Genomic DNA, 12595 nt, shown 5'->3' with positions numbered 1-12595 from the left:
GGGTGCGTATAGGCCACCCACCCCCTCGTGCATCTATTCGATCGCAAGGGGTGCGGCGCGGTGGCCCTGCCGCATCTTATGATGATGCGGCCCCCTAGCGGTTTAACCCTGCCCGCGCCTTGCGCCTGTCATAGGCATCGGCCCAAGCTTCCGCGAAGGCCATTACATCGGCCTCCTGCGTTTGTGGCCCAAGAGAGACACGGATCGCGCATCCTGCCATCTCTGGCGTCAGCCCCATTGCCTGCAAAACGGCGCTGGATTTGACCTTGCCACTGGAACAAGCAGAGCCTGCGGAAATCGCAAATCCTGCTAGATCCATTGCCATCACTTGGCTTTCCCCTTTCCACCCCTCCGTGACCATCAGGCTGGTATTGGGAAGCCGCGCGACATCTTTCCCGACAAAAATAGTATCTTTGGCGCGATGTTCCAGTGTCTTTTCTAGAATATTTCTAAGTTTTTCCAGCTTTTTCGACAGGCCATTTTCAATATCTTGTATTGCAGCCTGCGCTGCACCACCAAATCCTGCAATGCCAATTAAATTCTCGGTTCCAGATCGGCGCCCCATTTCTTGACCGCCGCCACGAATTTGCGCCGCCACATCAAGGCCACGCCGCAAGATCAGCGCGCCGATTCCCTTCGGCCCGCCAATTTTATGCGCCGAGATAAACGCCATATCGACCCCCGACCAATCAAAGGCAAGCGGCAGCTTGCCAAAGCCTTGCGTCCAATCAGATACGGCCAAACCTTCGGGCAAGGATTGGATGATCCCCGTTTCGGAATTCGCAAGTTGGAGGGTCGCTTCTGCAGGATCTGTGACATGCACCTGACCTTGCGCATCGACCTCTAGTTCCTCGCGGATCCACGCGCGCACAGCGTCATGTTCAATCGCGGCCCCTTTAAGATTGCGCCCAGACAGGGCCAATGCGGCGGCCTCGGTCGCGCCAGACACGAACACGATATCGGCGGCCTCTGCGCCGATGGCACTGGCAATTTGACCGCGCGCGCGTTCCATCAACGCCTTGGCCGCGCGCCCCTCTTGATGAACGGAGGACGGGTTACCCACCACATCCATTGCAGCGATCATTGCCGCGCGCGCCTCGGGCCGAAGCGGCATTGTGGCGTTGTGATCCAGATAGACGCGCGCCATCAGGCCCCATCCACCACTGTAAAGAGGGTTGGAACGGCCGGGCATGGCGTCAAATCATTGCGGATCACATCCGAAAGCCGTGTTTGATGCAGGTAGACATAAACATGGGCGCTGAGACTTTCCCAAAGGCGATTGGTCATGCTTTGCGCACGACTGCCCGACATGCCGCCAGAGGCGCCCGCCCCCTTATGCATCGCTGAAACCGTTTCCTCGACCGCCGAGAAAATATCGACCACGCGAATTTCTGCGGGCGCTTTGGCCAGTTTATACCCCCCGCCAGGCCCGCGCACAGACACCACCAAACCCTCGCGGCGCAGTTTTACAAACAGCTGCTCAAGATAGGGCAGCGAAATATCCTGCCGCTTGGCAATATCCGCAAGAGAGGTCAACGCGCCGTCCGCTTGCAAGGCAAGATCGGCCATAGCCACCATCGCGTATCGGCCTTTTGTGCTGAGCTTCATCTTGCCCCCCGAATTGTGCCATTTTGGCAGCCCTGTTTCGCAGAAACTTTGCCGCGCGCCCTTATTCACACCAAGCCCGTGATTGACCTTTTGATCCGTCACGCTTAACTGCAATGCGTGGTGCAAACCGCACAGACACGCGCGCCCCGCGTTTAGGGGCAAAACCGCAGCATTGCGGTGACACAGGTTCTAGGTAGGGCGATTGCGCAGGTCAAGCATGACGCGCATGCGCCAGAAAGCGACAAGGGGAACGACATGCCCGAGGTGATATTCCAAGGCCCAGAAGGGCGGCTTGAGGGCCGTTATCATCCACAAAAGGCAAAGGATGCCCCGATTGCCATCGTCCTGCATCCGCATCCGCAATTTGGCGGCACGATGAACAACCGTGTGGTCTATAATCTGCATTACGCCTTCTACAATATGGGCTTCACCGTTCTGCGCTTTAACTTCCGCGGTGTCGGGCGCAGTCAGGGCGAATATGACCAAGGTCAGGGCGAATTGTCTGATGCAGCATCGGCCTTGGATTATCTGCAAACGATGAACCCTAACTCGAAACATTGTTGGGTTGCGGGGTTTTCTTTTGGCGCATGGATTGGGATGCAGCTGCTGATGCGGCGCCCGGAGATCACGGGGTTCATCTCGGTCGCACCGCCCGCGAATATGTATGATTTCAGCTTCCTTGCACCCTGCCCCGCGTCAGGTTTGATCGTGAACGGCACCGCCGACCGCGTGGCCAAACCCCAAGACACCCGTATCTTGGTCGATAAGCTGCATGAGCAAAAAGGCATCACCATCACCCATGAGGAGATGGAGGGGGCGGGTCACTTCTTTGAAGATGAAGAGACCCAGATGAACCCGATGATCGACATGGTTAAGGCCTATGTGAAGCGGCGCCTGACGGAAAACACGCGGTAATCCACCATGAGCACCCGTCTTGCCGAAGAAATCGCAGATGCCTTGGCCCAAGAGGCCCTGCGTGTCGCGCAAGAAACGGGGGATGAACGCCTGACTGATGAGCTGTGCCAAACCGTTGGTGCGCTTTCCCCCACTGTCGAGGAAGCCTTGCGCACTGCGATACGCATGCGCATGGCCGAAAAACGTGGCTATGATTTTTTGCGCACCAAACGCAGCCAAGCCCCAAACTAGTGGCATCACAAATCTGTATACAACGGCATACAGTTCTTGCGAATCCGCCAGAATTTGATATGCGCAGCCTCAGTATTTCTTCCCCGCGCGAGGCTGCCTGATATGACCAAAATCAAAGTTGAAAACCCCATCGTGGATATGGATGGGGATGAGATGACCCGCATCATTTGGGCCTTTATCAAAGATAAGCTCATCCTGCCCTATTTGGATCTTGATCTGCTTTACTATGATCTTGGAATCGAGGAGCGGGATCGCACCGATGATGCCATCACAGTGGCCGCTGCCGAAAAGACCCGCGAGGTTGGCGTGGCCGTGAAATGTGCCACCATCACCCCAGATGAAGCGCGGGTTGAGGAATTTGGCCTCAAACGGATGTATCGCAGCCCCAATGGGACAATCCGAAATATCCTTGGGGGCGTGATTTTCCGCCAACCGATTATTTGCAAAAACGTGCCCCGCCTTGTGCCAGGCTGGACGCAGCCCATTGTGGTGGGGCGTCATGCCTTTGGCGATCAATATCGCGCCACCGATTTCCGCTTTCCAGGCAAGGGTAAGCTTACGATGAAATTTGTGGGCGAAGATGGCACCACGATTGAGCATGAGATTTTCGATGCCCCCGCCGCAGGTGTGGCGATGGGGATGTATAACCTTGATCAGTCCATCATTGATTTCGCCCGCGCCAGTCTGAATTACGGGCTGAATTTGGGATGGCCCGTTTATCTGTCGACCAAAAACACCATTCTCAAAGCCTATGATGGCCGCTTTAAGGATTTGTTCCAGAAAGTGTATGACGAAGAATTCCGCGAGGCATTTGAGAAAAAGAAAATCTGGTATGAGCATCGCCTGATTGATGACATGGTGGCCTCTGCCCTGAAATGGTCGGGCGGCTATGTCTGGGCCTGTAAAAACTATGATGGTGATGTGCAATCCGACACTGTCGCCCAAGGATTTGGGTCGCTTGGGTTGATGACCTCGGTGTTGATGACGCCCGATGGCAAAATTGTCGAGGCAGAAGCCGCGCATGGCACCGTGACCCGTCATTACCGCCAGCACCAAAAGGGCGAGGCGACCTCAACCAATTCGGTCGCCTCCATCTATGCATGGACAGGCGGGCTTAAGCATCGTGCAAAACTTGATAACAATGACGCGCTGCTGCGCTTTGCGCAGACGCTTGAGAAAACCGTGGTCGATACAGTCGAAGCAGGCTTTATGACCAAGGATTTGGCGCTTTTGGTTGGGCCAGATCAGAAATGGCTGACCACGCAAGGCTTCCTTGAGAAAATTGATGAAAATCTGAACAAGGCACTGGTGGGCTAAGACCCCCCTTTCCTTTCAAGACCTTACACGCGCCGCACCCGTGCGGCGCGTTTTTTATGCGACAAAGCGGCCCTCACCCCTAAGCTGAAAGCCGCTCCTGCCGTTTCAACAGATGCGCGAACATCACCAAGGGGCGCAGCCCCGCATTTAAAACGGAACCCATCTGCATGTTTTCACACAGCTTTCTCGCGGGCGTGATCCAATCCAATCAGGATCTTTCCCAAGCTTCGCTTGCCACACGTATCTTGATCGGTCGTTTGCGCATCGAAATCCGAAGCACCCCTACATTGCTTGAAGCCAAGATCAAGGAATTGGCTGATTTTGCCAAAGCAAATGCCTTCGCCGCCGATGATTTGGCGAAAATGACCCGCTAACGAGGATAAAACAAAATGAAAAACGAAGTTTTGACCCTCGCGGAGGCATCCGCGCGCATCGTCTCAGGGGAAATCCTAAGCATTGCAGGCCACCCCGCTTATTTGGCGCAATTGCCAAAGGGAACTTGGATCGGGGGCAGCAGCCATTACTTTGTGACCTCTGAAGGTGGCAAAAAAATCGAAAACCGCCTCTATTGCACCAGTTTTGACGAGGCCGAAGCCGCAGAAATCCGCGTCATCGCCCCCGATAATTTAACCGATATCGCCACAGGGTATCAGACAGGCGGGGCAAGTCTGATCTTGATCCCCGCTTTTGGTCACGCACATCGCCGCTTTGCGATTGATGCGCCGCAAAACCCTGCTTTATTCGCGCAGCCCTTGATGGGATGGGTCGCAGGCACTGCGCTAGAGCGGATCGGCCAAGATCATGCCATTGTCATTGATGGCAGCACCGGTCAGACCCACGAGGATGCCGCGATCGTGATGCATCTCGGCTTTGCCAAAGGGGTCACCCCCAACTTGGAGATTGTGAATATTTTCGAGCAGGCAGGGGATACGGCCACAAGCATTATTTTTGAAACCTCTGGTTTCGAAGCGGAAGATGCCATGATCAACGGGGCCAAGCGGAATTTGGCACGTTATTTGACGGCGCAAAATTGGGATACGCGCTTGCCGCTCATCGCCAATTACGGCGGCGCCCATCTCAATGTGTCGATCAAATCGGTTGATGCCGATACAGGCATTGTCAGCTTCTATGCCCCTGTGCAGGAGGGCGTGGTCTATCGCCCCGCCGCAGCCCTTCCCGATGACTATGCCCAAGCCTTTGCCGGCTCGCTCTGCGATAAGGTCACAGGCGCTGATTACAGTTGTAATTGCATCTTGAACTATCTCTACGGCGAAATGGAGGGCAAATCAGTGTCAGGTTTCACAGGCCCAATGACCTTTGGGGAAATTGCCTATATGCTGCTGAACCAAACCCTTGTTCGGCTTGAACTGCAAAAGGCCGCGTAACGGCTTTTTTCAAGGCGGGCGGCTGTTACAGAAGCCCGTCTTCCATCACCCCATCGCGGCACATCTGCGCATAGAGCAAGCCCTCGCGCAGGCCACGATCTGCCACAGACAAGCGATCCGTTGGCCATGCGCGCAGCAGCGCCTGCAAAATCGCAGAGCCTGACATAATCAGACTGTGCCGATCCCGCCCGATCCGCGGATCATTGCGCCGCCCCTCTGGCCCCAAGGCAAGATAGGTTTGGATCACAGTGTCAATCTGATCCGAAGTCATCCGCAGACCATCGACCTTATTGCGATCATAGCGCTTGAGGCCCAAATGACTGGCGGCAACAGTTGTGACAGTGCCAGAGGTGCCGATGATCTGGAACCCTTCGCGTGCTTGATCCGCCGCATCGACATAGGGTGAGAATTTTGCAAGCTGTTCTTCGAAATACCATGACATCAGCGCAAACCGCGCCCCGTCATCTTCGACATCGTGATAAAGGTCTTTCAGGGTTGCCACGCCCAAAGGCACAGAAATCCAATCCACGACTTTCGCGCGGGGAAAAATGGTTTCCTCATGCCCAAACCCTTGATGCAGGCGCATGATCGCGCGGGCGCGTTCCGAGGGCGCAACCCGAGACAGGTCGATCCAAACCAATTCGGTTGATCCCCCCCCGATATCCACCACCAAAAGCTGTTCGGTTTTGGCTGACACCAATGGCGCGCAGGAGATCACCGCCAGCTGCGCCTCTTCTTCGGGCTTGATGATCTCCATCTGCAAGCCCGTTTCGCGCTTCACAAGGTTGAGGAACTCGCCCCCGTTGGTGGCGCGGCGGCAGGCCTCGGTGGCCACGATACGCATATGGCGCACTTGGTGTTGGGCCAGTTTGCGTTGACAGATTTTCAACGCCCCAATCGCCCGCGCCATCGAGGCACGCGACAAGCGCCCCGAGGCCTCTAGCCCGTGCCCCAGTTGCACCGATTTCGAGAAACTATCAACGATATGTAGATGCGTGCCTTTCGGCTGTGCAATCAACATTCGGCAGGAATTCGTGCCCAAATCAAGAGCGGCGTAAAGATCGGCTGGGTCTGCTTTTTCGATCTGTGCGGGGGCGGCAGGTTTGGGTTTGCTATAAAATCTACGCTGCCCCTGCCCCATATTCGGATCAAGGCCGCTTGGATCAGAAATATGCGCCACAGGCGCAGGGTTTACCCCGCCCTCTTTTGCGTCTCTCTGTCGGTTTGGGTTGCGGCGTTTGCGGGCCATTTCTGCCCCTCCTTCATGGGCATGGTAGCGCCCCCATGAAAAAGCGACAACTGCTTTCGCGTGGCATTCGGGGGCAGTTGGGCGCTTTGGCGCATGATCATCATGAAAATTTTGGGATGTTCGACCACTCGCAATGTGCGTATGCGCGGGCTATGTGCCTCTTACAAGGTCGGTTGCGCCGATTTTAGTGTCGAAATTAGTCCCATTGCGCGGGGGTTGCGCCCATATGGTGCGCCGTACGAGAAAGGAATCGCATTCAATGCCATCTGTGACCATCGTTTACTGGCGCGACATCCCTGCCCAAGTGATTGTGGGCAAAGGCCGCGCTGCAGCCAAATTGCCCCTGCCCGAACGGTTCGAGCAGGCAATTGACCGCTGCGCGATGAAGGTCGGGGCAAAAGATGACGAAGCCTATCTCGCCGAGTGGCGCCGTGTGGTAGAGGCCGAGGTCGAAGGTGACCCATCCGACATCGCGCGCGTCTATGCAGATCGTTTGGATGCCGACTATGACACCGACCGCCTCAAGCGTTTGATCGCGGGCGATGGCGTTGAGGCAGCCTGATGAGCCTTGAGCGCGTGAGGGATCAGATTATGGCCTTGTTAAACTTTAAAAAACCAAGCGCGCCAGTCGCGCCCCATTCCCCTCAGGTTGAGGCCTTTCTTCAAGGCTATTCGATTGAGGTTATGCCGCGCACCGCCGAAAAGGTGGAAGATTTCCGCGCCCTTTTGCCCGAGGGCACCCGCGTCTATATCGCCCATATTGACGGCACCGAGATTGATGACATGGTCGCGACCGCAGCGCGCCTTGCCCGTGACGGGTTCGAGGTGATGCCACATTTCCCCGCCCGCTCAATCAAAGACAAGGCCACGCTTGGCGATTGGATCGCGCGCTATCAGGGCGAGGCAGGTGTCACCTCTGGCCTCATCTTGGCGGGCGGCATCCCTCAGGCGCATGGTGAATTTGAAAGCTCGATGCAGCTGTTGGAAACGGGGCTGTTTGATCAAGCAGGGTTCAAACGCTTGCATGTGGCAGGCCACCCCGAAGGCAACCGCGACATCGACCCAGATGGCAGCGATGCCAATGTGATGGAGGCTTTGCGTTGGAAACAGGCCTTTAGCGCGCGCACAGATGCAAAAATGGCCCTTGCCACGCAATTCTGCTTTGAAGCCAAGCCCGTGATTGCATGGGTGAATGCCTTGCAGGCCGCGGGGATTGATCTGCCCGTCCATATCGGTATCGCAGGCCCCGCCAAGCTGCAAACCTTGATCAAATTCGCCATTGCCTGCGGCGTTGGCCCATCTCTGTCGGTTTTGCAAAAACGCGCCAAGGATGTCTCGAAACTTCTTTTGCCGTTCGAGCCTGACGAGATCATCGCAGAACTCGCCGCGCATAAGGCCGCAAATCCTGATTTCGGGATTGAATCCGTCCATTTCTTCCCGCTTGGCGGGATCAAGACAAATGCCCAATGGGCCATCGACCATGGCGGCGCATCCACGCGTCCGGCCGTTGAAGGAGTATAAGCCAGCATGACTCGCACCATCATTGAATCCCAAACCAAAACCACCGTGATCGGTTTTGACGAACCGTTTTGCGTGATTGGCGAACGGATCAACCCCACAGGGCGCAAAATCTTGAACGAAGAGCTGGAACGCGGTGATTTCTCACGCGTGCAAGCGGATGCCATTGCACAGGTGGCGGCGGGTGCGACCGTGTTGGACATCAACTCTGGCGCGGTGTTCTCGAACAAAATGGCCGAAGATCCCCGCTATGCCGACAATAACTTTGTTGAGCCTGCCTTGATGAAGGCCTTGGTCGAATGCGTGCAGGAAGTAACCGATTGCCCCTTGTGCATCGACAGCTCGGTTCCCGGTGCCTTGGAAAATGGTCTGGCTGCTGCCAAAGGTCGCCCGCTTTTGAACTCTGTCACAGGCGAAGAAGAACGCCTTGAGATGGTTTTGCCCTTGGTCAAGAAATACAACGTGCCCGTTGTTGCGATTTCTAACGATGACACAGGCATTTCCGAAGACCCCGAAGTGCGCTTTGCCGTTGCCAAAAAGATTGTTGAACGCGCGGCTGATTATGGCATTCCCGCCCATGATATCGTGGTTGACCCATTGGTCATGCCCATTGGCGCGATGGCCACAGCGGGCCATCAGGTCTTTACCCTCGTGCGCCGCTTGCGCGAGGAATTGGGCGTGAACACCACCTGCGGCGCATCCAATATCAGCTTTGGCTTGCCGAACCGCCACGGCGTGAATAACGCGTTTTTGCCCATGGCCTATGCAGCGGGCATGACCAGTGCGATCATGAACCCAGTCGCCCTGCCCGTTGGCCCCAAAGCGATTGCCGAAAAGAAAGCCGCGATTGAGGCCGCAGGAATTATCCTGCCCGCAGATCTGGACGATGAAACCTTCGTCAAATTGTTCGGCATGGGCTCGACCAAGCCGCGCGCGGGCAAGGAGATGGAGGCGATCCGCGCCGCCAACCTGCTGCTTAACCAAGATGACGGTGGGACTGCTTGGATCAATTTCAACAAAGATCCAGATGCCGCCCTGCAAGGGGGGCGCGCCAACCGCCGCGCAGGCGGTCGCCGCCGCGGCTAAGGCACCATTTTTTGAAAATCGCGGGCCAGAGCATATTTAACCTTATGCTCTGGCCTTTGCGCCAATAAAAGCAATGAAAGACCAAAACAGGATCCTTCCCGATGGGCAGCGCAGGCACAGATGACAAAGACCCTTTGGTGATTTTTACCCCCTCTGGCAAACGCGGTCGCTTTGCCAAAGGCACGCCCGTGCTGCAGGCGGCCCGCGCGCTCGGGGTGGATTTGGATAGTGTCTGTGGCGGGCGCGGCATTTGTTCCAAATGCCAGATCACCCCCAGTTTCGGTGAATTTGCCAAACATGGCGTCACAGTGCACGAAGATGCCCTTTCCGAATGGAACGAGGTTGAGGCCCGCTATGACCGCGTGAAAGGTCTGATTTCAGGCCGCCGTTTGGGCTGTCAGGCCAAGGTGTTGGGCGATGTTGTGATTGATGTGCCTGAAACCAGTCAGGTGCATCGTCAGGTCGTGCGCAAAGAGGCCTCGACCAAGCCAATCACTATGGATCCCGCCACGCGGATTGTCATGGTCGAGGTGGCCGAGCCTGACATGCATGAACCCTCGGGCGATTTTGAACGCTTGAAAGATGCCCTCGCACAACAATGGGATGTGCATCAGGTCAGCGCCGCCCTGCCCGTTTTGGCCAAGCTGCAAACCGTTTTGCGCAAGGGCAAATGGCAAATTTCAGTCGCCCTCTTTCAACCCGATGAGGGCGGCGTGGCGCAAATTCTTGAGATTTGGCCAAATCTTCATGAGGGCGGAATTTACGGCCTTGCGATTGATCTTGGCTCGACCACAATCGCGGCGCATCTGTGTGATTTGACCACGGGTGCAGTGATGGGCTCTGCGGGGATCATGAACCCACAAATCCGTTTTGGTGAGGATCTGATGAGCCGCGTCTCCTATGCCATGATGCAAGAAGGCGGTGCCACTGAGATGACCCGCGCGGTGCGCGAGGCCATTAACACATTAGCCGGGCAAATTGCCGAGGATGCGGGCATTGACCCCAAGCTGATCGTGGAAACCGTATTCGTCTGCAACCCCGTGATGCACCATCTGCTTTTGGGAATTGATCCTGTGGAATTGGGCCAAGCGCCCTTTGCACTGGCAACCTCGGATGCCTTGCGTCTCAGTGCGCCTGACTTGGGGCTGTCCACATTGAACCCACAAGCGCAGATTTACCTGCTGCCCTGTATCGCGGGCCATGTGGGGGCCGATGCCGCCGCCGTGGCCCTATCGGAGGCCCCAGAACAATCTGAGGATTTGGTGCTGATCGTGGATGTCGGAACCAATGCTGAAATCCTGCTTGGGAATAAGACCAAGGTTCTCGCCTGTTCCTCGCCCACGGGGCCTGCCTTTGAGGGGGCGCAAATCTCGTCAGGGCAACGGGCCGCGCCTGGTGCGATTGAGCATATCGAAATCGACCCCGCCACCAAAGAACCGCGGTTTCGCGTCATTGGCTGCGATCTGTGGTCTGACGAGGCAGGGTTTGCCGAGGCCACCGCGCAGACAGGCATTACGGGCATTTGTGGCTCTGGCATAATCGAGGCCGTGGCGGAAATGCGCGCCGCGGGCCTGTTGGACGGGTCAGGTCTGATTGGCAGTGCCGAGCAAACAGGAACCCCGCGGTCTATCCCCACAGGGCGCACCCATGAATATCTAATCTTTGACGGCACCGCCACGGGCGGGCCGCGCATCACCGTCACGCAAGGCGATATTCGCGCCATTCAATTGGCGAAATCCGCGCTTTATGCAGGCGCGCGTTTGTTGATGGATCAGATGGATGTAGAAGCGGTCGATCGCGTGGTTTTGGCGGGGGCTTTCGGCGCGCATATCAGCCCAAAACACGCAATGATTTTAGGGATGATCCCCGATGCCCCGCTTGAGAAAGTCACAAGCGCAGGCAATGCCGCAGGCCATGGCGCGCGCATTGCGCTGTGCAACCGTGCGGCACGCAAGCGCATTGAGGGGGGCGTGCGCGCCATCCAAAAGGTTGAAACCGCGATTGAGCCAAGGTTTCAGGAACATTTCGTGGCCGCAAACGCCATCCCGCATAAAACCGCCGCCATGCCCCATCTGACCACAGTGGTCAGCCTGCCTGATGTAAATTTTGGCGCCTCTGGCGGCGGGGCCAATGATGACGGGCGGCGGCGCAGACGGCGGGGCTGACTGAGAGAAAGGCAGAGGTTGACGAAACCCCTGCCTTATCGTATCGACTGGCCCATCAAGGCCATGCGCGGGTATGGTGAAATGGTATCACACGAGCTTCCCAAGCTCTTGGCGCGGGTTCGATTCCCGCTACCCGCTCCAGCCTTATGTCTTTCCCTAAAACACGACCTCTGAACCCAAACCCTGCGCGCGGGCACGGCTGAGGGCGGTTTGGGCTACGGCCAAATCCTGAAGCCCGACACCCGTGCCATCGAAAATCGTGATCTGATCGGGCGAGACACGGCCCTTGGCCGCCCCTGTGACCACCGCCCCCAAGGGGGTGATATCCTCGCGCCCAATCAAGCCTTGCGCCACGGCGTGTTGTGCCTCGCCGATAGTGACAGATTGTGCGACCTCATCGGTAAAGACCGCAGCGCGCGCAAAGAGTGCAGGATCAATCTCCTGCTTGCCGATTGTATCGGTTCCCATCGCAGAGATATGGCAGCCTGCACTGACATGGTCCGTAAGCAGGCTTGCGGCATTGGATGAGGTGATGGTGATGATCACATCGGCCTCCTGCATCGCGGCCAGATCAACGGGGGTGAACTCAACCCCCGCTTCGGCACAGACCTCCGCCAAGCGGGACAGGCGGTCAGGATTGCGGTTCCAACCCAAAACGCGGGTAAATTCGCGCACCTGCAGGGCCGCGCGCAATTGAAATGCCGACTGATGCCCCGCGCCCACCATACCCAAAACTTGGGCATCGGGACGCGCCAATTGATCAATCGACAGGGCCGATGCGGCGGCTGTGCGTAGGGCCGTCAACAGGTTCCCCCCCACCATTGCGGTGGGACGGCCTGTTTCAGGATCAAATAACAGCACACAGGATTGATGATTGATCAAACCGCGCGCGGCATTTCCGGGGAAATACCCGCCCGATTTCACCCCCATCACCGCGCCTGCGCGATCAAAGCCCGACTTGAACCCATATTGGCGCCCCTCGCCCAAGGCCTCGCGGATCACGGGGAAATTATAGGCATCGCCATCGGCCATCGCGGCGAAACAGCCGCGCATTGCCTCAAACGCATCTTCGGCACTGACAAGATCGGCAATCAAACTTTCTGGAATGATATACATCGTCC

General features: G+C 56.8%; 13 protein-coding genes and 1 tRNA gene. 10 read left to right on the top strand and 4 right to left on the bottom strand.

Annotation, left to right across the window (positions count from 1 at the left end):
- Nucleotides 1-94: 94 nt before the first annotated feature.
- Both I3V23_01610 and I3V23_01605 read right to left on the bottom strand, forming a co-directional pair.
- The gene (locus tag I3V23_01610) at nucleotides 95-1147 is read right to left on the bottom strand and encodes a cysteine desulfurase (GenBank protein QPI85727.1); all 1053 of its coding nucleotides are present in this window, start codon (nucleotides 1145-1147) and stop codon (nucleotides 95-97) included.
- Nucleotides 1147-1608 (bottom strand): Rrf2 family transcriptional regulator, encoded by a 462-nt coding sequence (locus I3V23_01605; GenBank protein QPI86632.1) that lies wholly within the window; start codon nucleotides 1606-1608, stop codon nucleotides 1147-1149. The genes I3V23_01610 and I3V23_01605 overlap by 1 nt, the downstream gene beginning before the upstream one ends.
- Nucleotides 1609-1863: 255 nt before the next feature.
- On the opposite strand from I3V23_01605, the gene I3V23_01600 reads away from it, so the two are divergent.
- From I3V23_01600 to I3V23_01580, 5 genes are all read left to right on the top strand, one after another.
- On the top strand, nucleotides 1864-2523 hold the full coding sequence (locus I3V23_01600) for an alpha/beta hydrolase (GenBank protein QPI85726.1): 660 nt from the start codon (nucleotides 1864-1866) through the stop codon (nucleotides 2521-2523).
- 6 nt (nucleotides 2524-2529) lie between these two features.
- Nucleotides 2530-2754: a hypothetical protein gene (locus I3V23_01595; protein ID QPI85725.1), complete on the top strand. Its 225-nt coding sequence runs from the start codon at nucleotides 2530-2532 to the stop codon at nucleotides 2752-2754.
- Nucleotides 2755-2856: 102 nt separating this feature from the next.
- The gene (locus I3V23_01590) at nucleotides 2857-4071 is read left to right on the top strand and encodes an NADP-dependent isocitrate dehydrogenase (GenBank protein ID QPI85724.1); all 1215 of its coding nucleotides are present in this window, start codon (nucleotides 2857-2859) and stop codon (nucleotides 4069-4071) included.
- A gap of 167 nt (nucleotides 4072-4238) precedes the next feature.
- Complete coding sequence (locus I3V23_01585; GenBank protein ID QPI85723.1) at nucleotides 4239-4445, top strand: hypothetical protein; 207 nt, start codon at nucleotides 4239-4241, stop codon at nucleotides 4443-4445.
- A 15-nt stretch (nucleotides 4446-4460) separates the two neighbouring features.
- Entirely contained in the window at nucleotides 4461-5456 is a 996-nt protein-coding gene (locus tag I3V23_01580) for a hypothetical protein (protein ID QPI85722.1), read from the top strand.
- Nucleotides 5457-5481: 25 nt separating this feature from the next.
- On the opposite strand, the gene I3V23_01575 is transcribed toward I3V23_01580, so the two are convergent.
- The gene (locus tag I3V23_01575) at nucleotides 5482-6597 is read right to left on the bottom strand and encodes a Ppx/GppA family phosphatase (GenBank protein ID QPI86631.1); all 1116 of its coding nucleotides are present in this window, start codon (nucleotides 6595-6597) and stop codon (nucleotides 5482-5484) included.
- Between the two features lie 367 nt (nucleotides 6598-6964).
- Between I3V23_01575 and I3V23_01570 the strand changes: the two genes are divergently transcribed.
- The 5 genes from I3V23_01570 to I3V23_01550 all read left to right on the top strand — a co-directional run bounded on the left by I3V23_01570 (nucleotide 6965) and on the right by I3V23_01550 (nucleotide 11615).
- A complete protein-coding gene (locus I3V23_01570; GenBank protein QPI85721.1) occupies nucleotides 6965-7267 on the top strand; it encodes a virulence factor in 303 nt (100 codons plus the stop codon).
- 29 nt (nucleotides 7268-7296) lie between these two features.
- Nucleotides 7297-8226, top strand: coding sequence for a methylenetetrahydrofolate reductase (locus I3V23_01565; protein ID QPI86630.1), 930 nt, complete (start codon nucleotides 7297-7299; stop codon nucleotides 8224-8226).
- Between the two features lie 6 nt (nucleotides 8227-8232).
- The gene (locus tag I3V23_01560) at nucleotides 8233-9309 is read left to right on the top strand and encodes a methyltetrahydrofolate cobalamin methyltransferase (GenBank protein QPI85720.1); all 1077 of its coding nucleotides are present in this window, start codon (nucleotides 8233-8235) and stop codon (nucleotides 9307-9309) included.
- Nucleotides 9310-9410: 101 nt separating this feature from the next.
- Nucleotides 9411-11474 (top strand): DUF4445 domain-containing protein, encoded by a 2064-nt coding sequence (locus tag I3V23_01555; GenBank protein QPI85719.1) that lies wholly within the window; start codon nucleotides 9411-9413, stop codon nucleotides 11472-11474.
- 67 nt (nucleotides 11475-11541) lie between these two features.
- A tRNA-Gly gene (locus tag I3V23_01550) sits at nucleotides 11542-11615 on the top strand.
- Nucleotides 11616-11630: 15 nt separating this feature from the next.
- Here the strand turns inward: I3V23_01550 and I3V23_01545 are convergent.
- Nucleotides 11631-12590, bottom strand: a complete 960-nt coding sequence (locus tag I3V23_01545; protein ID QPI85718.1) for an ornithine cyclodeaminase family protein — start codon at nucleotides 12588-12590, stop codon at nucleotides 11631-11633.
- Between the last annotated feature and the right edge of the window lie 5 nt (nucleotides 12591-12595).

The sequence above is a fragment of the Rhodobacterales bacterium HKCCA1288 genome (assembly GCA_015693905.1).
Taxonomy (GTDB): Bacteria; Pseudomonadota; Alphaproteobacteria; order Rhodobacterales; family Rhodobacteraceae; genus M30B80.
Note: the sequence above shows the minus strand (reverse complement) of the source record. Positions and strands in the feature narration are given on the sequence as shown.